This window comes from uncultured Pseudokineococcus sp. (genome assembly GCF_947499845.1).
GTDB lineage: Bacteria > Actinomycetota > Actinomycetes > Actinomycetales > Quadrisphaeraceae > Pseudokineococcus.
This window is the reverse complement of record NZ_CANMPM010000020.1, coordinates 23,008-44,361: the sequence shown is the minus strand read 5'-3', so window position 1 is coordinate 44,361 and position 21,354 is coordinate 23,008. Positions and strand designations below refer to the sequence as shown.

20 protein-coding genes are annotated in these 21,354 nt (G+C 77.1%); 2 read left to right on the top strand and 18 right to left on the bottom strand.

Annotated elements, in window-relative coordinates; all coding sequences use genetic code 11:
• Positions 1-71: 71 nt before the first annotated feature.
• The 6 genes from Q0789_RS14685 to Q0789_RS14660 all read right to left on the bottom strand — a co-directional run bounded on the left by Q0789_RS14685 (position 72) and on the right by Q0789_RS14660 (position 4,816).
• Positions 72-1,064 (bottom strand): diacylglycerol kinase family protein, encoded by a 993-nt coding sequence (locus tag Q0789_RS14685; protein ID WP_298806500.1) that lies wholly within the window; start codon positions 1,062-1,064, stop codon positions 72-74.
• A gap of 94 nt (positions 1,065-1,158) precedes the next feature.
• Positions 1,159-1,938 carry a twin-arginine translocase subunit TatC gene (tatC, locus tag Q0789_RS14680; RefSeq protein ID WP_298806498.1) on the bottom strand — a complete coding sequence of 260 codons (780 nt, stop codon included), beginning with the start codon at positions 1,936-1,938 and terminating at the stop codon, positions 1,159-1,161.
• Positions 1,939-1,989: 51 nt separating this feature from the next.
• Positions 1,990-2,262: a Sec-independent protein translocase subunit TatA gene (gene tatA / locus Q0789_RS14675; protein WP_298806496.1), complete on the bottom strand. Its 273-nt coding sequence runs from the start codon at positions 2,260-2,262 to the stop codon at positions 1,990-1,992.
• A gap of 11 nt (positions 2,263-2,273) precedes the next feature.
• Positions 2,274-2,618 (bottom strand): hypothetical protein, encoded by a 345-nt coding sequence (locus Q0789_RS14670; RefSeq protein WP_298806494.1) that lies wholly within the window; start codon positions 2,616-2,618, stop codon positions 2,274-2,276.
• Positions 2,619-2,627: 9 nt separating this feature from the next.
• Entirely contained in the window at positions 2,628-3,740 is a 1,113-nt protein-coding gene (locus Q0789_RS14665) for a YafY family protein (protein ID WP_298806492.1), read from the bottom strand.
• Positions 3,737-4,816, bottom strand: a complete 1,080-nt coding sequence (locus Q0789_RS14660; protein ID WP_298806490.1) for a YafY family protein — start codon at positions 4,814-4,816, stop codon at positions 3,737-3,739. The genes Q0789_RS14665 and Q0789_RS14660 overlap by 4 nt, the downstream gene beginning before the upstream one ends.
• 537 nt (positions 4,817-5,353) lie before the next feature.
• On the opposite strand from Q0789_RS14660, the gene Q0789_RS14655 reads away from it, so the two are divergent.
• Positions 5,354-6,547, top strand: a complete 1,194-nt coding sequence (locus Q0789_RS14655; protein ID WP_366917748.1) for a DUF3866 family protein — start codon at positions 5,354-5,356, stop codon at positions 6,545-6,547.
• Positions 6,548-6,635: 88 nt separating this feature from the next.
• Here Q0789_RS14655 and Q0789_RS14650 read toward each other — a convergent pair whose 3' ends face one another.
• The 8 genes from Q0789_RS14650 to dop all read right to left on the bottom strand — a co-directional run bounded on the left by Q0789_RS14650 (position 6,636) and on the right by dop (position 15,861).
• Positions 6,636-8,831 (bottom strand): HNH endonuclease signature motif containing protein, encoded by a 2,196-nt coding sequence (locus tag Q0789_RS14650; protein ID WP_298806486.1) that lies wholly within the window; start codon positions 8,829-8,831, stop codon positions 6,636-6,638.
• 257 nt (positions 8,832-9,088) lie between these two features.
• The gene (locus Q0789_RS14645) at positions 9,089-9,460 is read right to left on the bottom strand and encodes an FKBP-type peptidyl-prolyl cis-trans isomerase (RefSeq protein ID WP_298806484.1); all 372 of its coding nucleotides are present in this window, start codon (positions 9,458-9,460) and stop codon (positions 9,089-9,091) included.
• 117 nt (positions 9,461-9,577) lie between these two features.
• Positions 9,578-10,546 (bottom strand): FKBP-type peptidyl-prolyl cis-trans isomerase, encoded by a 969-nt coding sequence (locus Q0789_RS14640; protein WP_298806482.1) that lies wholly within the window; start codon positions 10,544-10,546, stop codon positions 9,578-9,580.
• A gap of 162 nt (positions 10,547-10,708) precedes the next feature.
• Positions 10,709-12,076 (bottom strand): Pup--protein ligase, encoded by a 1,368-nt coding sequence (gene pafA / locus Q0789_RS14635; protein WP_298806480.1) that lies wholly within the window; start codon positions 12,074-12,076, stop codon positions 10,709-10,711.
• Between the two features lie 56 nt (positions 12,077-12,132).
• Positions 12,133-12,963, bottom strand: a complete 831-nt coding sequence (gene prcA, locus Q0789_RS14630) for a proteasome subunit alpha (RefSeq protein WP_298806478.1) — start codon at positions 12,961-12,963, stop codon at positions 12,133-12,135.
• Positions 12,960-13,814 (bottom strand): proteasome subunit beta, encoded by an 855-nt coding sequence (gene prcB / locus Q0789_RS14625; RefSeq protein WP_298806476.1) that lies wholly within the window; start codon positions 13,812-13,814, stop codon positions 12,960-12,962. The genes prcA and prcB overlap by 4 nt, the downstream gene beginning before the upstream one ends.
• A gap of 136 nt (positions 13,815-13,950) precedes the next feature.
• On the bottom strand, positions 13,951-14,148 hold the full coding sequence (locus Q0789_RS14620; protein ID WP_298806474.1) for a ubiquitin-like protein Pup: 198 nt from the start codon (positions 14,146-14,148) through the stop codon (positions 13,951-13,953).
• Between the two features lie 117 nt (positions 14,149-14,265).
• Positions 14,266-15,861 (bottom strand): depupylase/deamidase Dop, encoded by a 1,596-nt coding sequence (gene dop / locus Q0789_RS14615; RefSeq protein ID WP_366917747.1) that lies wholly within the window; start codon positions 15,859-15,861, stop codon positions 14,266-14,268.
• 193 nt (positions 15,862-16,054) lie between these two features.
• Between dop and Q0789_RS14610 the strand changes: the two genes are divergently transcribed.
• The gene (locus Q0789_RS14610) at positions 16,055-16,447 is read left to right on the top strand and encodes a DUF3054 domain-containing protein (protein ID WP_298806471.1); all 393 of its coding nucleotides are present in this window, start codon (positions 16,055-16,057) and stop codon (positions 16,445-16,447) included.
• An 85-nt stretch (positions 16,448-16,532) separates the two neighbouring features.
• Here the strand turns inward: Q0789_RS14610 and arc are convergent, their stop codons facing one another.
• From arc to Q0789_RS14590, 4 genes are all read right to left on the bottom strand, one after another.
• Positions 16,533-18,131 carry a proteasome ATPase gene (gene arc, locus Q0789_RS14605; RefSeq protein WP_363325986.1) on the bottom strand — a complete coding sequence of 533 codons (1,599 nt, stop codon included), beginning with the start codon at positions 18,129-18,131 and terminating at the stop codon, positions 16,533-16,535.
• Between the two features lie 210 nt (positions 18,132-18,341).
• Positions 18,342-19,520, bottom strand: coding sequence for a tRNA (adenine-N1)-methyltransferase (locus Q0789_RS14600; RefSeq protein ID WP_298806467.1), 1,179 nt, complete (start codon positions 19,518-19,520; stop codon positions 18,342-18,344).
• Positions 19,517-20,713, bottom strand: a complete 1,197-nt coding sequence (locus Q0789_RS14595; protein ID WP_298806465.1) for a site-2 protease family protein — start codon at positions 20,711-20,713, stop codon at positions 19,517-19,519. The genes Q0789_RS14600 and Q0789_RS14595 overlap by 4 nt, the downstream gene beginning before the upstream one ends.
• Before the next feature lie 87 nt (positions 20,714-20,800).
• On the bottom strand, positions 20,801-21,343 hold the full coding sequence (locus Q0789_RS14590) for a DUF421 domain-containing protein (protein WP_298806463.1): 543 nt from the start codon (positions 21,341-21,343) through the stop codon (positions 20,801-20,803).
• Positions 21,344-21,354: the final 11 nt, after the last annotated feature.

Genomic DNA, 21,354 nt, shown 5'->3' with positions numbered 1-21,354 from the left:
GCCCTGGTCTACCGCGGCGGCGTCGTCCTGGCCGCCATCCTCACCTGGCTCAAGCCGTAGAGAGACACGCTCTAGGCGAGGACCCGCAGCCCCCTCGGGCGCACCCGCACCGCCAGGGGCAGCGTGCCGAGCCGCTCCCCGTCGCCGTAGACGGGCAGCCCGGCGCCCGCCCGCCGCTCGTCCTCCCGGTCCTCCTCGACGACGGCCACCTCGACGCTGCGCGCCCGCCGGACGCTCACCGCCGGGTGGTCGACGTGGCCGCCGGAGAAGACCCGGGGGAAGACGCGCGCGATCTCGAGGGCGGGCAGCGGGTCGACGACGACGAGGTCGAGGTGCCCGTCCCCCGCGTCCGCGTCGGGGGCGATGCGCATGCCGCCGCCGAAGCTCGAGGTGTTGGCCAGCGCCACGAGCAGGGCGTCGCGCGTCTCGGGCACCCCGTCGACGACGAGCCGGTACGTCGTGCGGGGCCGCACGGGCAGCTCGCGCGCCACCGCGAGGACGTAGCGGGCGCGCCCCCGGGGCCAGCGCCAGCCGTTGGCGCGCTCGTTGACGAGGGCGTCGAAGCCGGCGGAGACGACGCCGAGGACGACGCGCTCGCGGTCGCCGCCGTCCGGCGGCCGCGGCGAGCCGTTGCGCTCGGGCGAGCCCGCCCCGTCCCCGCCCTCCACGGCGAGGACGTCGACGCCGCGGGTGCGGCCCTCGCGCAGCGCCGCGACGACGCGGCGGACGGCCTGCGCCGGGTCGCGGCCGGCGAGCCCCAGACCGCGGGCGACGTCGTCGCCGGTGCCCGCGGGCACGAGCCCCAGGGGCAGGTCGTGCGCCGCCGCGACCTCGGCGCCCAGGTGGGCCATGCCGTCCCCGCCGACGACGACGACGGCGTCGGCGCCCTCGGCGGCGACGTGGGCCCGGCGCAGGGACCGCGAGGCCGAGCTGCCGGTGGCGTCGAAGACGCGGACGCCGAGGCGCGCCAGCTCGCGGCGCGCCGTCTCGGACGCCCCCCGCCCCCGACCGGCGCCGGAGACGGGGTTGGTGAGGAGGCAGACCAGCGGGTCCGCGGCGCTCACCCGGCCGCCGTCGCGAGCGGCGCGCCCGGGAGGCCTCGCGCCGCGGTCCCCGCGGCGGGGCCGCGAACAGCCGGGGAGCTCGCGGTCGGGAGCTTCACAGCGGGGCCGCCTCGTCGTCGGACAACCCGGCGTAGCCGTCGCGCTCGTCCCGGCGGCGCCGGCGGCGGTCGTTGATCGCGGCGACGCCGATGGCGAGGAAGAACAGCGCGCACAGGGGGATGGCGAGGAAGAACATCGCCGTGGGCTCCGGGCTGGGCGTGAGGACGGCCGCGAGCACGAAGGCCAGGACGACGACCCACCGCCACGCCGCGAGGATCGTCCGGGCGGGCAGCAGGCCCACGAAGTTCAGGGCGACGAGGACGACGGGCAGGAGGAACGACGCCCCGAAGGCGAGCAGGATCCTCATGATGAAGCCGATGTACATCGACGTGTCGATGATGTTGACGGTGCCCTCGGGCGTGAGGTCCACGAGGAAGGACACCGCGCGCGGCAGGGCGACGTAGGCGAGCGCCACGCCGCTGAGGAAGAGCGGCACGGCCGCGACGACGAAGCCGACGGTGTAGCGCTTCTCGCGGCGCGTGAGGCCCGGCGTGACGAAGGCCCACAGCTGCCACAGCCAGACGGGGCTCGACACGAGCAGGCCCGTGAAGATCGACACCTTGACCTTGAGGTCGAAGGCGCCCGTCACGCTGCCGATGTTCGTCGTGATGTCGTCCTCGCGCCCGGCCTCCCGGGCCGCCTCCGTCAGCGGGACCGTCAGGAGGCCGAAGACGAGGTCGAAGAGCAACCACCCGGCGACGGCGCCGAGCAGCACCGCGACGGCCGACCAGACCAGCCGGTTCCGCAGCTCGCGCAGGTGCGACCCGAGGGGCATGCGCCCCTCGGGGTCCTTCCGGCGGCGGCTCGGCGTCCGCAGCGCCACGGGTCAGGAGGCGCGGTGCTGCTCGTCGCGCTGCTCGCGACGGGCCTCGTCCACGGCGCGCCCCTCGAGGGGCTGCGCGGCGGGGCGCTGCTCCGGCTCGGCGGCGGCGGGCTTGGCCTCCTCGTCGTCGTCGCGCAGGCTCTTGACCTCGGTCTTGAGGATGCGCAGGGACTTGCCCACGCTGCGCGTCACGTCGGGGAGCCGCTTGGCGCCGAAGAGGATGACGATGATCCCGACGAGGATCAGGACCTGCCAGAGCGAGATGTCCCGGAGCATGGCGGAACCCTTCAGTCGGTGGTGCGGGCGGCGCGCGTCGTCGTCCGGCCCAGCGTACGACTCCCCCGCCCGGCCTGTCGGCGACGCGCGCGTGTCCGCTGGGCCAACCGCTGGGTGCGCTCCCGGCGCAGGGCGACCGGGTCGTCGAAGGCCGTGGTGACGACCGGCTCGCGGGGCTTCTCCGCCTGCAGGCGGCTCACCTGCTCGGACAGCTCGGCGGCGACCTGGCTCGCGCGCTCGACCTCGGCGAGGCCGGCGAGCCCCTTGCGCCACAGGCCGAGCCCGAGGCGCAGGAGCACCACGGCGGCGCCGACGACGAGCACCAGCCACAGGAGCACCCACATCCACCAGGTCACGGGGCGACCCTAGCCGCGGTGCCGGGCGGGGCCGGGCCCGCCGTCGCCGTCGGCCCGCCGCTCGTCCCCGTCGTCCGGGCGCTCGTCCTCGTCGTACCCCTCGGCCGCGGCGAGGGCCGCCCGGGCGGCCGCGGCCACCTGGTCGGCCAGCGCGGGCGGCGACACCACGCGCGCCGCACCGCCGAGCCGCAGCACGAGGCGGCGCAGCCAGCCGTCGTCGGCCACCCGCAGCCGCACCCGCACGCCCCCGGGGGCGTCGGGGCGCTCCGTGACGTCCTCGACGGGCACCGACTCGGCCACCCACCGGGCGCCGGCGTCGAGGTCGAGGACGACGAGGGGCACCTCGTCGCCGGGGGCGAAGAGGCTGCTGCCGAGGTCGCGGGCCACGGCCTCCGGCGGCGGCGTGCCGTCCGCGTCGAGCTCCTCGGCGGCGAGGACCCGGTCGAGGCGGAAGCGCCGGACGCCCTGCGCCCGGTGGCACCACGCCTGCAGGTACCAGCGGCCGTCGAGGGACTCGAGCTCCATCGGGTCGACGTCCCGCTCGGTCGTCTCGTCGCGCGTGGCCACGAGGTAGCGCAGGTGCAGGCGCCGGCTTCGGGAGAGGGCCCCGCGGACGACGGCGAGGACCCCCGGGTCGGCGCCGGCGGCCAGGTCGAGCTGGACGGAGCCGGCCGCGGCCGCGGCGTCCCCGGCGGCGGCCGAGAGCTTGGCGAGCGCGCCCTCGAGGGCGGCGCTGTCCTCGACCCCCTGGAGGTCCGCCAGCGTGCGGAGCCCGACGAGGAGGGCCAGCGCCTCGTCCTGCCCGAGGCGCAGCGGGCGGGCGATGGCGTCGGCGTTGCCGAGGTAGACGTGCCCCGACTCCCACTCCGCCTCGATGAGGTCGTCGGGCATGTGGCCCGGCGTCCCGCACACGAAGAGGAGCTCGAGGTCGGCGACGAGCTGGTCGGTGGAGATGGCGAAGTGCCGGGCGGCGTCCTCGAGGGCGACGCCCTGGCGCTCGAGGAGCCACGGCACCATCGCCAGGAGCCGGGAGAGCCGGTCGCCGGCCCCCGCGCCGGGGGCGACGGCGCCGGGCCCGGCGGCGCGCCCGCCGCCGGCCCCGCCGGTCCGGGCGGGGCTCACCGGGCGCCCCCGCCCGCCGCGGCGGCCGGTGCGCCGGTGCGACCGTCCTCGTGGCCCGTCCCCGTCTGCTGCCCCGTCTGCTGCCCCGAATGGTGCCCGGGCTGCCCCGACTGGTGCCCGGGCTCGTGGGCGGCGAGGGCTCCGCGCCAGAGCGCCAGGACGGCGTCGCGCAGGTCGGGCGGGTCGAGGACCCGCGCCTCGGCGCCGAGGGGCGCCACCTCCTGGGCGAGCTCGTCGACGTCGGCGAAGGGCACCTCGACCTCGTGGGCGTCGGCGGGTGCGCCGGCTCGCAGGCGCAGACCGGCACCGGCGGAGCCGGTGAGCCGGACGCGCGCCGTCCGCTCGGCGGGCGCGCCGTCGCGTCCCCGGACGAGGGCGCGGGCGTCGAGGTCCTCGGGCACCGGCACGCTCGCCGTCCCGCCGGTGCGGGTGATGCCCGGGGACACCCGGTCGAGGCGGAAGACGCGGGGCGCCTCCCGGTCGAGGTCGTGGCCCACGAGGTACCACCGCCCGTAGCAGGAGGTGATGACCCACGGCTCGACGCGGCGGCGCGCCGTCTCGCCCGTCCGCCCGGTCCGGTAGCGGAAGGTGACGGGGGCCCGGTCGCGGGTGGCGGCGTACAGGGGTCCGAAGGCCGGCTCGCTCGTGCGCACCCGCGGCTCGACGCCCACGAGGGAGGACTCGTCGGGTTCCACGCCCAGCGCGCGCAGCTTCACGAGGGCGCGCGAGGCCGGGCCCGCGAGGCTCGCCTGCTGCCACACGCGGGAGGCGAGGCCCAGGACGGCGAGCTCGGCGGGCGTCACGTCGACGGCGGGCAGCTCCCAGGCGTCGCGGTCCACGCGGTAGCCGGCCTCGTCGTCGAACCACGCGGCGTCGGTGCCCGTGACGAGGGGGACGCCGAGGTCGCGGAGCTCCTCCTTGTCGCGCTCGAACATGCGGTCGAAGGCCTCGTCGCTCGTCGCCTCGCTGTACTGCGGCACGGCCTGGCGGATCTGCTCCTTGCGGAGCCAGCGACGGGTCGACAGCAGCGCGATCACGAGGTTGAGCAGGCGCTCGGTGCGCTGGGCTGGAGCCACGCCGCGACGCTACCCGAGGCGCGTCGGCCCGCCCCGGAGGTCGCCACAGGCCGCCCCCGAGCCCGTCAGAGCGCCTGGCAGGTCGGTGCTCGGCCCAGAGGTCGCAGCTGTGGCCGGCGCGCGCCGTGGTCAGGGGACGCCGTGGTCAGGGGACGCCGTGGTCAGGGGACGCCGTGGTCAGGGGACGCCGTGATCAGGGGACGCCGTGATCAGGGGACGCCGTGATCAGGGACAGGCCGTGGTCGGGGCGCCTCCCCGGCGGGGCGGACCCGTAGCGTCGACGGTGTGGAGGACGAGGGGCGCGCGCCGGGTGCGGGACGGGACGGCGCGGCAGGACGGGACGTCACGGAGAGCCGGGTGGGCGTGTCGCCCGGTGCCGCGGCCGCGGCGTCGGACGGGGCGTCGGCTGCGGCGTCGGACGGGGCGTCGGCTGCGGCGCCGGCCGGGGCGTCGGCTGCGGCGCCGGCCGGGGAGGACGGCGGGCCGGAGAGCTTCGAGGCGGGACGTCGTGCGGCCGTCCACTGGCGCCGGGGGCGCGTGCGCGACGTCGTGCGGGACTGGCCGGGCGTCCGCGAGGTCCGGGTCCGTCTCGACTCTCCCCTCCCCCGGGTCGGCGGTGCCGCCGACGTGGAGGGCGACGAGGCGGGCTCCCACGGCGCGGACGGCGCCGGGACGACCGCTGCCGGTGCCGCGCCCGGCCCGGACGCCGCCGATACCGGCGGTGCTGAGGGCCCGCTCGTCCGGGCGACCGCGCTCGTCGACCTCGTCGGCACCCCGGAGGTGGGCGACGAGGTGCTCCTGTCGGTGTCGGCCCTGGCGCGCGGCCTCGGGACGGGGGGCTCGGCCGGCGTGGTCGCCGTGCCGGGCCGGCTGCCGGCGGACCCGCCGCCCGCGCCGGGACACCTCGTGAAGGCGAGGTACACGCCCCTGCAGGCGATGGTGCTCGGCGTCGACGAGCAGGAGTCCCCCGCCCACGCCGCGCTCGTGGACGCCGACGACCTCGACGGGCTGCCCGTCGTCGTCGCCGACCTCCACTCGGCGCTGCCGGCCGTCCTCGCCGGCTGGCGCGCGGAGCGTGCGGAGCTGGGGCTGGCGCCCGGCCGCTGCGTCTACGTCATGACGGACGGGGGCGCGCTGCCGGCGGCGCTCTCGCGGGCCGCGGCCGGGCTGCGGGCGTCGGGCTGGGTGGACGCCGTGGTGACGACCGGGCAGGCCTTCGGCGGGGACGCCGAGGCGGTGACGCTGCACACCGGGCTCCTCGCGGCGAAGCACGTGCTCGGCGCCGACCTCGTCGTCGTCGCGCAGGGACCGGGCAACCTGGGCACCGGCACGCGCTGGGGCTTCTCGGGCGTCGCGTGCGGGGAGGCGGTCAACGCGGTCTCCGTTCTCGGTGGGCGGCCGGTGGCTTCGCTGCGGGTCTCGGGCGCCGACGCCCGGGAGCGCCACCGCGGCGTGTCGCACCACTCGCTGACCGCCTACGGGCGGATCGCCCTCGCGCGGGCGGAGGTGGTGGTCCCCCGCCTCCCGGGGGACCTCGGCACGCGGGTGCGGGAGCAGGCGGCGGCGCTCGCCGGCCGGCACGAGCTCGTCGAGGTGGACGTCGCCGACCTCGACGAGGCCCTGGCGACCAGCCCGGTCCGTCTGTCGACCATGGGTCGGGGCGTCGACGAGGACGCCGCCCCCTTCCTCGCCGCCGCCGCGGCCGGGCGGTGGGCGGCGACCGCGCGGTGACGTCGCTCGTGGCTCCTCGCCCAGCGTCCCCGCTGCCGTCGAGCACGTGGACGGGCGTGGTCGCGCGCGTGCGCCTCACGGCCGGCGGTCAGTAGGGCGGAGGAGCGTCGTCGCCCCATCCGCCTGCTCCGCCCGTGGGGCCGGTCGGGTCGTCGCCGGAGCGGTCACCACCCGCGCCTCCGCCACCGCCTGGTTCGGTGTCGTGCCGCTGGGGCTGGGCCTCGGCGTGCTGCCGGGCGAGCTCGGCGTGCAGGCGGTCGAGGTCGTGGGCGGCGTTGTCGCGGTGGGGGTAGCGGGGTCCGCCGAGGAGGTGGTCCTCGTGGGCGGCGGCGGCCGCGTCGTCGGCCGTGGTCTGCTCCCCGGTGTCGTCGGTGGTGCGGGGCGCGGGGCGCGGCAGGAGGGGCTGGGCGGGGACGTGGATGACCTGCCCGAGCGGGGTGGTCCAGGTGAGCCCCGAGTCTGTGGGGTCGTCGGAGGTCGGGACGGCGGTCCATCCGTGGTGGTGCTTGGCGAGGTGGTGTCGCCGGCAGAGGACGTCGAGGTTGCACGGGCAGGTCGGTCCGCCGGTGGCGTGGGGGGTGCGGTGGTCGAGGTCGCAGCGGGTCGCGGGCGTGCGGCAGCCGGGGGCCTGGCAGCGGGGTGAGCGGGTGCGCACCCAGCGGGCGCAGGCGTCGGTGGGCGTGTAGGGGCCGGGTCCGCCGGTCGTGGCGGCGTAGGCGCAGGCGGACCGTCGGGCCGCGCGGCGCAGCGAGGTGTGCCGCGAGGTCGACGAGGGGCCCTTCGCCGGCCCGGTCGGACGAAGTGACGGCAGCGACGGCGCTGTGGCGGCGGCTGCGGGCGTCAGTTCTGGCGCCGGTGGTGTCGGTGGTGGCGCGGGGTCGTCCGGTCCCTCGGGGGTGTCGACGCGCACGGTGATCGCCCCGGCGCGTCCCCGTCGGGCGGGTGTGGTCCGGGGGCCCTTCCTCGACGGACCGGGTAGCGGCTTGGCCGTGGTGGTGTCGAGGGTGAGGAGGTGGCCGTCGAGGCCGGCGAGGTGGCCGGTGACCGGTGCGGTCAGGGCGCGGCGGAAGCGGTGCCCGGCGGCGAGGAGCTCGGCGACGGCCACCGCGGGGACGGGTCCGAGGGTGGGGTGCTGGGCGGGGTCGTCGTCCAGGCCGAGCAGGCTGGTCAGGGCCACGGTGACCTGCGGGCCGTGGGGGCTGCGCGCCCGGGACGTGACCGTGCTGATGGCCGAGGCCGACTGCCCGGTCCCGGCGGCGTCCGCACCGGCCGTCGCCCCGCCGCGAGCACCCGCACGGGAACCGGCACCAGCGCCGGCGACCAGGCCGGTGCTGGTGGGCAGGTCGGTGGTGGTGGTGAGGTCGACGAGGGCGTCGAAGCGGCGGGCGTCGATGCCGCGCCGGTCGGGCAGCCCGGCGGCGGCACCGTCGCCCACAGTTAGGGGGTCCAGGCCGGCGGTGGTCGCGGCGTGCGGGTCGGTGCGCCCGTGCTCCCCGGCGCGGGCCCGGGCGGTGGTGGTCAGGCGCTCGAACACGCACGCCAGGTCCAGCACCGGGCCCGTCGCGACCAGCTGGGCCATCCCGTCGTCGACCGGGAACAGGCGCACGCCGCGGGCGCACGTGGCCCGCCGCACCCGGCGGCGCACCGCTTCGGGGTCGGTCGTCGCGACCAGGTGACGCACCCGCGCCCGCAGCGCCGGGACGGTGAGGGGGCCGAGGTCGTCGGCCAGGGCCGCGTCGACCTTCGCGGCGTGCACCGGGGACAGGGCGACGGTCTCCTCGGCCACCAGGCGGGAGCGCTGGGGGTCGATCCTCCCGGCCTCCAGCGCGGCCAGGGTCACCGGCAGGCGGGTCGTCACCGCGAGGGCCTCGGCGACCAGGTCCTGCGCCCGGCGCAGCGGCACCACCAGCGCGACCGCGAGCTCGGCCGCGGCGGCCTCGAACGCCAGACCCGCGTCCCGCCCCGACCCTGACGTCGGCACCGACCCCGCGCTGGAGCCGGCCGACCTCACTGCGACATCGACCGCACCTGCCGCGCGGTCACCGGCGCCGGACCCGCCGCCGTCGGCCACCGGCGCCGCCGGCCCACCCGACACCGACACCTCCTCCACCAGCGCCGCGACCTGCCGCAGCAGCCCCGCCCACGCCACCGACCGCGCCGCCTCCAGCGCGACCACCGCCCGCACCCGACCCAGCGCCCCCGCTCGCACCGCCGACCGCACGCGACCGACCTCGCCAGCGAGCTCGACCGCGCCGCCGTCCTGGTCCGCGGCAGGACCGCCCATGCCGTCACGAGAGCTCGCGCCCCGACCGGCGCGCGGCGAGGCCGCGTCGTCGCCGCTCTCACCCCGCCTCTCGCCCTCGAACATGTGTACGATACTAGGGGTCGGGTCCGACAACGCCTCCGCGACTGACGACGCCTGTGGACGACGCCGGCTCCTCGAGCGCCTGTGGACGCACGGACGCCCCCGGCCACAGGGGCCGGGGGCGTCCTCGTGCTGCCCGGACGGTCAGGCGCTGCCGTCACGTGCTGCTCAGACGGTCAGGAGACCCCGTCGAGGTCCACCACGAAGACGAGCGTCTCGCGCGGTGCGATGACGGGAGGCGCACCGCGGTCGCCGTAGCCGAGGTGCGGCGGGATGGTGATGCGGCGGCGGCCGCCCACGCGCATGCCCTGGATGCCGGTGTCCCAGCCGGAGATGACCTGCCCGGCCCCCAGCTGGAAGGTGAGGGGCTGGCCCCGGTCCCAGGAGGCGTCGAACTGCTGGCGCGTCGACCACGAGACGCCGACGTAGTGCGCCGCCACCGTGGTGCCGGCCACGGCCTCCTGGCCCTCACCGACGACGAGGTCCTCGAGCTCCAGCTCGGTGGGCGGTTCGGTGCTGGGGATGTCGACGACGGGCTTGTCGGCCATGGGTGCGTCCTCCTGCTGGTCGGCGGTGGTCGGTGCGGGGGCACCGACCTCGTGCGCGGCGGCGGCGGGCCACCGGTGGGGCGTCCTCGCGCGGGCGAGGACGGGACGGGGCGCGCGTCAGCGCTGCGTGCTCTCCGCGGCCAGGACGTCGACGACGAACACCAGCGTCGAGCCGGGCGGGATGCTGCCGGTCTCCTGGTCGCCGTAGGCCTGGTCCGGCGGGGCGACGACCATCACGCGGCTGCCGACGGGCACGCCCGCGAGGCCCTCGTCCCAGGCGGGGATGACGGCGCCCTGGCCGAGCGTGAAGGAGAAGGGCGGACGGTCCGCGCCCCGGCTCGAGTCGAAGACGCTGCCGTCGCTCCACAGCACGCCCGTGTAGTCGACGACGACCGTGTCCCCGGCCTCCACCGGGTCGCCCTCGCCCTCGACGAGCGTCTCGACCCGCAGGTCCGCCGGCGGGTCGCCCTCCGGCGTCGCCACGGACAGCTCCCCGTCCTCGCCCTCGGTCACCGCGGGCAGCCCCTCGGGAGCGGGCTGCTCGGCGCCCTCGGGGCCGTCGAGCACCGGGGAGGCGTCGAGGATGTCGACGAGCAGGAGCACCGACCCGTTGCCCGCGGTCGGCGTCGGCGCGCCCGGCGCGTCGGCCCCGAAGTCGGAGGGGCTGACGCCGACGAGGACGCGCGAGCCCACCGTCTGGTCCACCACGCCGCTGACGAGGCCCTGGACGGTCGTCGTCGGGTCGGCCTGCAGGACGAGGCGCTGCTCCGTGCCGAACGTCGTCTGGAGCACGTCGCCGCCACCGCCGTCCACCGCGAGGACGTCGAGCGCGACCAGGTCGCCCTCCTCGACGACCCGGCCGTCGCCCTCGTCGACGACCTCGGTGGTCGTGCTGGCGATGGTGACCGGCGTGTCGACCTCGAGCTCGGGGGCGGCGTCGTCGCCGACGACCTCGACGCGGGAGAGCGCGTCGTCGTCCGGCGCGGGCGCGGCGTCGTCACCGCAGCCGGCCACGAGGAGGGCCGGCAGCGCGACGGCGAGGGCGGCCCGGGCCGTCAGGGTGCGGGGGTGTCGCAGGTGTCGCACGAGGACCTCTCGTCGTGCCGGTCGTCCCGGCGGTCGGACCGGTGGTGACCGGCAGTGCCCCCGACCGTAGCGCGCAGGTCTGCGGCGGGCCTGGCCCACCGCTGGGCGGCCCCTGGGCGAGCGGACGACCGCTGCTCGCCGGCCGACGGCCGCTCGGCGCCCTCACATGCTCTCGATGAGCCGCTCCACCCGCTCGTCCACCGCGGCGAAGGGGTCCTTGCACAGGACCGTGCGCTGCGACTGGTCGTTGAGCTTGAGGTGCACCCAGTCCACCGTGAAGTCGCGACCGTGCTCCGTGGCCGCGCGGACGAAGTCCCCGCGCAGGCGGGCGCGCGTCGTCTGCGGCGGCGCCGTCGTGGCCTCGTCGACCTCGTCGTCGGTCGTCAGCCGGTCGACGAGACCCCGGGCCGCGAGCTGGTGGTAGAGCCCCCGGCGCCGCGAGACGTCGTGGTAGGCGAGGTCCAGGCGCGCGACGCGGGCGCTGGCGAGGGTGAGGTCGTGCTTGCGCATGTAGCGCTGGAGCAGGCGCTGCTTGACCGCCCAGTCGAGCTCGCGGTCGACCAGCGTCGGGTCCTGCGTCGCGACCGCGCGCAGCCCGCGCTCCCACAGGTCGAGCACCGCCTTGGTGGTGCTCGTCGTCTCCCCCGCGTCGCCGCGCTCGACGAAGGAGCGGGCGCGCTCGAGGAACTCGCCCTGCACGTCGAGGGCGCTCACCTGCCGGCCGCTCGCCAGCCGGAGCGGGCGGCGCCCGGTCAGGTCGTGGCTGACCTCGCGGATGGCGCGGATCGGGTTCTCCAGCGCCATGTCCCGCAGCGGCGTGCCCGCCTCGAGCATGCGCAGGACGAGGTCGACGGCGCCGACCTTGAGCATCGTCGTCGGCTCGGCCATCGACGAGTCGCCGACGATGACGTGCAGGCGCCGGTAGTGCTCGGCGTCCGCGTGCGGCTCGTCGCGGGTGTTGATGATGGGGCGCGAGCGCGTCGTGGCGCTCGAGACCCCCTCCCAGATGTGGTCCGCGCGCTGGGAGAAGCAGTACGTGGCCCCCCGCGGCGTCTGCAGCACCTTGCCCGCGCCGACGAGCACCTGGCGCGTGACGAGGAAGGGGATGAGCACGTCCGACAGGGCGCTGAACTCGCCGGCCCGCGGCACGAGGTAGTTCTCGTGGCAGCCGTAGGAGTTGCCGGCCGAGTCGGTGTTGTTCTTGAAGAGGAAGATCTCCCCGGTGGTGCCCTCGTCGGCCAGCCTTGCCTCGGCGTCGCCGACGAGCCCCTCGAGGATGCGCTCCCCCGCCCGGTCGTGGACGACGAGCTGCTGGACGTCGTCGCACTCGGGCGTGGCGTACTCCGGGTGGGACCCGACGTCGAGGTACAGCCGGGCGCCGTTCTGGAGGAAGACGTTGCTCGACCGGCCCCAGGCGACGACGGTGCGGAACAGGTAGCGCGCGACCTCGTCGGCCGACAGGCGCCGCTGCCCCTCCGCGACGCACGTGACGCCGTACTCGGTCTCGAGGCCGAGGATGCGTCGATCCATGGCGAGACCCTACGTCGCGGGCCCGACGACGGACGGGCGGTCGGGCCGGTCCGCCCTCACCCCTCCTCGGGGGCGGCCTCCGACGGGGGCGCGGGCGGCGCGTCCTCCGGCAGCCCCGGGTGGCCCGGCGCCTCGGCGGGCGCCAGCAGGTCGGGGGTGCGGGGGGCGTCCACCGTGGGGTCGTCGTCCGACAGCAGCCGCTCGAGCAGGTCGCCCTGCACGCGCCGGAAGGACCGCCGCGGCAGCCCGCGCTCGAGCACCGCGACCTCGAGCGAGGAGGCGGGCAGGTCGCGGGAGGGGCCCGCGGCCGGGTCGGCGGGGTCGGTCGCGAGGACGCGCCGCGCCAGCGCCAGGGCGTCGGCGAGCCGCAGGTCGGGGCGCCAGCCCTCGGCGAGCACCCCGGCGAGGGCGTCCGCGGCGCCGCCGATGACGACGGCGCCGCGCTCGTCGGCGACGGACCCGTCGTAGGTCAGCCGGTAGATCTGGTCGCCCTCGCCCGAGGCGCCGACCTCGGCGACGACGATCTCCACCTCCAGCGGCTTGCTCTCGGTGGTGAAGACGCTGCCGAGGGTCTGCGCGTAGGCGTTGGCGAGGCCGCGGGCGGTGACGTCGGCGCGGTCATAGGAGTACCCGCGCAGGTCGGCGTAGCGGACGCCGGCCACGCGCAGGTTCTCGAACTCGTTGTACTTGCCGACCGCGGCGAAGGCGATGCGGTCGTAGATCTCGCTGACCTTGTGCAGCGCCCGCGACGGGTTGTCCGCGACGAGGGCGATGCCGGCGTCGAAGCACAGGACGACCACGGAGCGGCCCCGGGCGATGCCCTTGCGCGCGAAGTCCGCCCGGTCGCGCATGACCTGCTCGGGCGAGACGTAGAACTGCTGCGTCATGGGCGCTGGTCCTCCTCGTGCTGGGCGGTGCGGGCGTCGAGGACGCCGCGGACCACCTCGGCGACGCGCGTGTCGGGCACGCGCCGGTAGCCCGCCTCGTCGACCACGGCGACGACGGGGACGATGCCGCGGACGAGGTCGGAGCCGCCGGTGGCCGAGTCGTCGTCGGCGGCGTCGTGGAGCGACTCCAGCGCGGTCGCCACCGCCTCGTCGACCCCCCGGGTCGGGCGGTGCAGCTTCTTCAGCGCCCCGCGCGCGAAGACCGACCCGGAGCCGACGGAGTGGTGGCCCCGCTCCTCGTAGCGCCCGCCCGTGACGTCGTAGCTGAAGATGCGCCCGCGCCGGCCCGCGAGGTCGTAGCCCGCGAAGAGGGGCACGACGGCGAGGCCCTGCATCGCGAGGCCGAGGTTGCCGCGGACCATGGTCGAGAGCCGGTTGGCCTTGCCGTCGAGCGACAGCACCGCGCCCTCGATCTTCTCGAAGTGCTCCAGCTCGACCTGGAAGAGCCGCACCATCTCCACGGCCAGGCCGGCGGTGCCGGCGATGCCGACGCACGAGTGGGTGTCGGCGGGGAAGACCTTCTCGATCTCCCGGTGGGCGATCATGCTGCCGGCCGTGGCCCGCCGGTCCCCCGCCATGACGACGCCGCCCGGGTAGGTGAGCGCCACGATGGTCGTGCCGTGCGGCGGGTCCAGCTCGGGCGGCAGCGCCCCCTGCGGCAGCGGGCGGCGCCCGGGCAGCAGCGACGGGTCGTGGCTGCCCACGAAGTCGGTGAAGGAGGCCGCCCCCGGCACGTGGAAGGCCGCGGGGAGCCGGCCGCCGGGGGGCTGGGGCGCGGGCGTGGCTGGCATCACCCGAGCGACCCTAGCCAGCACCTCCGACGGCGGCCCGTCGCCCCGGCGGCCCCGCGGGCGCGGCGAGGCCGCCACGCGGGCGCCACGGGTCCAGCCCTGACGGGCGCCACGGGGCGCCCGTCGAGAGCCGCGCCTACTGGCCGCCCTTCTGGACGAACGAGCGCACGAAGGTCTCGGCGTTGGCCTCGAGGACGTCGTCGATCTCGTCGAGGAGGTCGTCGACCTCCGCGTCGCTGCTCGAGGTGGTCGCCGACGCGGCCGGCGCGGGCGCCGGCGCGTCCTCCGGCTCGTCGTCGCGGCGCTCGTGCTGACGCTGCTCCTGCGCTGCCATGGCTGCTCCCGCCCCTCGAGGACCCCGCCCGCCGGCGGCCCCGCGGGGCGGCGCCGGCGGCCCGGCTACCGCGATGGTAGGCGCCCCCCGACGTCGCCGGCGGGCGCCCCGGACGCCTCAGCCCGCCGGACGGCCCCCGGTGAGGGCGTGCACGAGCTCGGCGGCCGTGGCGCAGCGGTCGAGCAGCGCGCCGGTCGTCGCCCGGGTGCCGCGCAGGGGCTCGAGCATCGGCACCCGCTGCAGCGAGGCGCGGCCGGCGACGTCGAGGATGACCGAGTCCCAGCTCGCGGCGGCCACCTCGTCGCCGTAGCGGCGCACGCACTCGCCGCGGAACCAGGCGCGGGTGTCCTCCGGCGGCGCGACGACGGCGCGCGCCACCTCGGTGGGCTCGTGCAGAAGCTCGACCGCCCCGCGCGCCACGAGGCGCGCGTGCAGGCCCCGCTCGGGGCGCAGGTCGGCGTACTGGATGTCGATGAGCGCGAGGCGCGCCGCGTCCCACGTGAGGTCCTCGCGGGAGCGGAAGCCCTCGAGCAGGCGCAGCTTGGCCACCCAGTCGAGCTGGCGGGCGCAGCGCATCGGGTCGGCCTCGAGGTCGGTGAGCACCCGCTCCCACCGCGTCAGCACCTCGGCCGTGTCCGGGTCGACGGCGTCGCCCTGGCGGCGCCCGACGAAGGCGCGCGCGGCCTCCAGGTGCCGCCACTGCAGCTGGACCGCCGTCATCCGCTCCCCCGAGCGCAGCTCGAGGAGGTGGCGCAGCGTCGGGTCGTGGCTCACGGCGCGCACCGAGGCCACGGGGTGCGCCAGGGCGAGGTCGGGCATCTCCCCCGCCTCGACCATGGCGAGGACGAGCGACGTCGTCCCCGTCTTCAGCAGGGTGGCGACGGGCGAGAGGTTGGCGTCGCCGACGATGACGTGCAGGCGCCGCCACCGGTCGGCCGTCGCGTGCGGCTCGTCGCGGGTGTTGACGAGCGGGCGCTTGAGGGTCGTCTCGAGGCCGACCTCGGTCTCGAAGAAGTCGGCCCGCTGGCTCAGCTGGAAGCCGCTGCGCTCCCCCGTCTGCCCGAGGCCGACCCGGCCCGCGCCCGTCACGACCTGACGGCTGACGAAGAAGGGCACCAGGGCCCGCGCGACGTCGGCGAAGGGCGTCGAGCGCGGCATGAGGTAGTTCTCGTGCGTGCCGTACGAGGCGCCCTTGCCGTCGGTGTTGTTCTTGTAGAGGACGACGTCCCCGAGCCCGGGCGAGGCGGCGATCCGGCGCATGGCCTCGCGGGCCACCTCGTCGCCGGCGAGGTCCCAGAGCACCGCGTCGCGCGGCGTCGTCACCTCGGGGCCGGAGTACTCGGGGTGGGCGTGGTCGACGTACAGGCGCGCGCCGTTGGTGAGCACGGTGTTCGCGAGCCCCGCGTCCTCGAGCTCCTCGGCCACGTGCAGGCCGGTCCCCGCGGTCGCGCTCTGGGAGGCGGCGACGTCGGGCGGCACGTCGGTGAGCTGGCTCGCGTGCGCGCGGGCCCGGTCGAGCTCGAAGCCGCGCGCGTCGCGCAGCGGCGCCTCGTCGGCGTAGTCCCAGCGCGTGCCCCGGCGCGAGCGGGTGCCGCGGCCGCCGGACGACGGGTCGGGGGCCGCGTAGGCGTGCACCACCCGGCCCGACAGGAGCATGGGGTTGGCCTGCGCCTCGCCCGGCGCGCTGATCCCGAACTCCGTCTCCAGGCCCATCACGCGGCGCACGCCGCCGTCGCGGCCCCACGGGCCGCCGCCGTCGGGGGTCCTGCTCGCGGGGTCCTCGGCGCTGCTCATCGTGCGCGAGCCTACGGTGGGGCCCGTGAGCCGGCGACGCCCGCACGGGCCCTCCCGCAAGCCCCGCCCTTCGGACCTCCGCTCCTCGAGCCACGGCCCCTCGAGGCCCGTCGTGGGGCGCGCGCGCCCCGGCGGCGCGCCCGTCCGGCCCCCGGCCGCGGCGCTCGCCGTCGACCTCCTCGCCGTCCTCGTCTTCGCGGGCGTCGGCCGGGCCAGCCACGTCGAGGGCACGGGCCTGCTGCAGGTCGCCGGGACGGCGCTGCCCTTCTGGGTGGGCGTCCTGCTGGCGTGGGCGCTGCCGCGCGTGCACCGCGACCCCACCCGCGTCGTGCCCGCCGGCGTCCTCGTGCTCGCGGGCGCCGTCGTCGTCGGCGTCGTCCTCCGGCTGCTCACGGGCCAGGGCGCCGCCCCGTCCTTCGTCGTCGTGACGGTCGTCGTGCTCGCCCTGCTCCTGCTCGGCTGGCGCCCCCTCGCCTCCTGGTCGGCCCGCCGCGCCTCCCGCTGACGCGCACGGCCCCCGCCCGTGCGGGCGGGGGCCGTGCGGTGGCGCGCCCCCGTACGCCGTGGCGCGGGCGGGGCCGGGGCGGGCGCTACAGGTACTGCCCCGGGCTCGCCACCGTGTCGATCGAGCGGCCGGCCTCGGAGCCCTTCTTGCCCTGCACGATGGTGCGGATGTAGACGATCCGCTCGCCCTTCTTCCCGGAGATGCGGGCCCAGTCGTCGGGGTTGGTGGTGTTCGGCAGGTCCTCGTTCTCCTTGAACTCCTCCACGCACGCCACGAGCAGGTGGTCGACCCGCAGGCCCTTGGCGCCGGTCGTGAGGAAGTCCTTGATCGCCATCTTCTTGGCGCGGTCGACGATGTTCTGCACCATCGCGCCGGAGTTGAAGTCCTTGAAGTAGAGGACCTCCTTGTCGCCGCCCGCGTAGGTGACCTCGAGGAACTGGTTCTCCTCGGTCTCGGAGTACATCCGCTCCACCGTCGCGCGGATCATCCCCTCCACGCAGGCCTCGCGGTCGCCGTCGTGGTGGGCGAGGTCCTGCGGGTGCAGCGGCAGGTCGGCGGTGAGGTACTTCGCGAAGATGTCGCGGGCGCCCTCGGCGTCGGGGCGCTCGATCTTGATCTTCACGTCGAGGCGCCCGGGGCGGAGGATCGCCGGGTCGATCATGTCCTCGCGGTTCGAGGCGCCGATGACGATGACGTCGTCGAGGCGCTCCACCCCGTCGATCTCGGCGAGCAGCTGGGGCACGATCGTCGTCTCGACGTCGGAGCTCACGCCCGAGCCGCGCGTGCGGAAGAGCGACTCCATCTCGTCGAAGAAGACGACGACGGGGTGGCCCTCGCTCGCCTTGTCGCGCGCCCGGCTGAAGATCATGCGGATGTGCCGCTCGGTCTCGCCCACGTACTTGTTGAGGAGCTCGGGGCCCTTGACGTTGAGGAAGTAGCTACGCGTGTCCTCGCGCCCGTCCCGCTCGGCCGACTGTCGCGCCAGCGAGCGCGCCACGGCCTTGGCGATGAGGGTCTTGCCGCACCCGGGCGGGCCGTAGAGCAGGACCCCCTTCGGCGGCTTGAGCCCGTGCTCGCGGAAGAGCTCGGGGTGGCGGAACGGGAGCTCGACGGCGTCGCGGATCGTCTCGATCTGCGAGGCGAGCCCGCCGATGTCCGCGTACTCGACGTCGGGCACCTCCTCGAGCACGAGGTCCTCGACCTCGGCCTTCGGGACGACCTCGTGCACGTAGCCCGAGCGGGGCTCGAGCGTCAGCGCGTCCCCCGCCTTGAGGTGGGTCCCGACGAGCGGGCCGGCGAGGCGCACGACCCGCTCCTCGTCGCCGTGGACGACGACGAGCGCGCGGTCCTCCCCGAGGGACTCCTTGAAGGTGACGACCTCGCCGGTGCGCTCGAAGCCGCGCACGGCGACGACGTTCATGGCCTCGTTGAGCTCGACCTCCTGGCCCGGCGCCAGGGCGTCGGCGTCGAGCGCCGCGCTGAGGGCCACGCGCATCTTGCGGCCCTGCTGGACGACGTCGACCACGCCCTCCCCCGACGGTCCGAGGTAGGTGGCGTACCCGCTGGGCGGCTGCGCCAGCCGCTCGACCTCCCCGCGCAGGGAGACGAGCTGGTCGCGGGCGTCCGCGAGGGTCCGCGCGAGGCGGTCGTTGCGGGCCACGAGCTCGCCCACCTGGTCCTGCAGGGCGGCGACGCGCGACGCGCTCGCCGCGCCCCACGTGCGCCCGGGCGGCTGGTCCCCGCGGGCGTCCCGCCCCGGGTCCGGCTGGTCGTCCCGGCTGGTGCCTGAGTGGCTGTCCACGCGCGCCTCCTCGAGTCCGTGCACGACGGTAACCCGGGCTCCCGGCGCGAGCGGCGGCGCCCGCGCCGGTCGGGGCGCACCGGAGCCGCTATCTCAGTCCTCGGCGTCGACCCCGCCGCCGTCGGCGTGGTCGTCCTCGGCGGGGGCCGGCTCCTCCGCCTCCCCGTCCGCCGCGTCCCGCTCCTGCTGGAAGGCGCGGCGGGCGGTGACGTCGCGCCGCACGCGCCGCACCTTCTTCGCCGAGACGGCCCGCTCGCCGAGCGCCTCGGGCGACCAGTCCTCCTCGGCGCCCCAGGCGGTGCTCGCACCGGTGTCCTGGTCCTCGGTCGCTCCTCCGTCGCCCGCCGGGTCGCCCGCCGGGTCGCTCGACGGGCCGCCGACGGGGCGCGAGCCGGGGGTCGCGGCGGCGGTGCCCTTGGCGGGCCGCCGACGCCGCAGCGGCGCGGTGACGCCCTCGGCCATGCGACGGGACGTGAGGAGGAAGCCCGTGTGGCCGACCATGCGGTGCTGCGGGCGCACGGCGAGCCCCTCGAGGTGCCAGCCGCGCACCATGGACTCCCACGCCTGCGGCTCGGTCCAGCGGCCGTCGCCGCGCAGGTCCTCCGCCGTGCGCGAGAGCTGGGTGGCCGTCGCGACGTAGCAGATGAGCACGCCGCCGGGGGCGAGCGCCGTCGCCACGGCGTCGAGGCACTCCCAGGGCGCGAGCATGTCGAGGACGACCCGGTCGACCGTCCCCGGCTCCTCCGCGGCACCGAGCTCCTCGGCCAGGTCGCCGACCGTGACCGTCCACGCCGGGTGCGGGCCGCCGAAGAAGCCCTCCACGTTCGCGCGGGCGATGTCGGCGAAGTCCTCGCGCCGCTCGAAGGAGTGCAGGTGCCCCTCGTCGCCGACGGCGCGCAGCAGCGACATGCTCAGCGCCCCCGAGCCGACGCCGGCCTCCACGACCCGGGCGCCGGGGAAGACGTCGGCCATCGCCACGACCTGGCCCGCGTCCTTGGGGTAGACGACCGCGGCTCCCCGCGGCATCGACAGGACGTGGTCGGCGAGGAGCGGGCGCAGGGCGAGGTACTCCACGCCCGCGGTGCTCGTGACGACGACGCCCTCGGGCCCGCCGATGAGGTCGTCGTGCGCGAGGTGCCCGCGGTGGGTGTGGAAGTCGCGTCCGGCGCCCAGCGTGATGGTGTGCAGGCGTCCGCGAGGGTCGGTGAGCTGCACGCGCTCGCCCTCGCGCAGGGGCCCGCGCCGGGCGGCGGCGCCCGTCGGGCCGCTCACGACCGGCCCCCGCGCCGCGCGGCCGCGACGACGTCGGCGCCGCGCAGCAGACCGACGACCCGGCCGGCGGCGTCGACGACCGCGACGACCTCGGAGCCGGTGACGGCCTCGGAGTGCCCGCTGCCGACGGCCAGCAGCTGCACGAGGCGCTGGCCGGCCGCGTCGCCCGGCAGCGGCGGGCCCGTGAGCGGCCGCGCCACGGACGTGGCGGCGACGGAGGTCCAGCGCTCGCGGGGCACGCGCCCGACGGCCTCGCGGTCCACCACCGCCACGGGGCGGCCGTCGCCCTCGAGGAGGACGACCTCGGAGGCCCCGGCCGCGTCGGCGGCCGCGGCGACGGAGGCGACGTGGGCGTGCAGGGGCGCGCCGACCGCGGGGGCGGCCAGCGCGTCCGCGCGCAGGGCGGCCACGCGCCCGCGCAGGCGGGCGTCGGCGAGCACCGCGCTGGCGCCCGTCCACAGCGTCCCGGCCACGAGCGCGGCCCACGCCACGAAGAGGAGGGACGGGCGCTCCCCGCGCGACAGCGGCAGGCCGAGGAGCACGACGACGGCCACGACGGCGAGCACCCTTCCGGCCCACGCCGAGACGACCGTCGCGCGCAGCCGGTCGCCGGTGACGGCCCACACGCCGGCCTCGAGCATCCGGCCCCCGTCGAGCGGGAGGCCGGGGAGGACGTTGAAGACGGCGACGAAGAGGTTGGCCAGCGCGAGCGCGGACAGCAGGAGCCAGGGCAGGCCGCCCGGCGACGTCGCGAGCACGAGGAGGGCGCCGACGCCCGCCAGCACGGCGTTGGAGGCGGGGCCGACGGCGGCGACGACGAAGCTGCGGCCCGGCGTCGTCGCGTCCGTCGCGAAGGTCGTGTGGCCGCCCCACAGGGTGAGGACGATCTTGGTCGGCGGCAGGCCGACGGCCCGGGCGGTCAGCGCGTGCGCCACCTCGTGGACGAGGACCGACAGCGCGAGCACGAGCGCGTACGCGAGGGCCACGACGACCGAGCCGGCGCCACCCAGCTCGGGGGCCGTGCGGGCGACCGTGGGGGCGAAGAGCAGCGTGACGACGACGGCGATGACGACCCAGGAGCGCGCCAGGACGACGGGCACCCCCGCGATCGCGCCGAGGCGCCAGCCGTCGCGGTCGCCGCGGGGCGGCGGTCCCGCGGCCGGGGGCTGGGGTCGGGCGGCGGGGGCGTGCACCCCCCGAGCCTACGGGCGCGGCCGGGACCCCCGCCGCGGGCGCCCCTCCGCCGGTGGCCCCTCCGCCCGTGGCCCCCGTCGCTCGTCTCAGGAGCGGCGGTGCCCCGGTCGGCCCCGCCGCGCGGCGCCGGGGACGTCGTCGAGAGCCGAGGCGTCCCCGAGCGAGGACTCGGGGACGACGCTCAGGCTCCCGTCGCTCTCGAGCACGACGGCCCCGACGCGCGACACGTCGCCGGCCCCGCTGGCGCGCACGGCCTGGCGCAGCTCGGACGGCGACACGCGCTGCGCCCGTAGGGCGTCCTCGCGCACCTCGCCGCGCCAGAGCAGGAGCGTGGGCTCGGAGGTGACGACGCGACGGCTGGCCGGCCACCTCGTCGTCGTCCAGGCGACGACGAGCTGCAGGGCGACGAGCAGCACGAGCGCGAGCGCGCCCTCGGTCCAGGAGACGTCCGAGCTCAGCAGGATGGTCGCGAGGGTCGAGCCCAGCGCCACCGTGACGACGAGGTCGAAGGCGTTGAGCTTCGCGAGCGTCCGCTTGCCTGAGACCCGCAGCAGCACCACGAGCGCGACGTACGCGGTGGCCCCCACGGCCAGCACCCGCCCCAGGTCGGCCCACCCGTCGTTCCACATGGCCCCTGCCT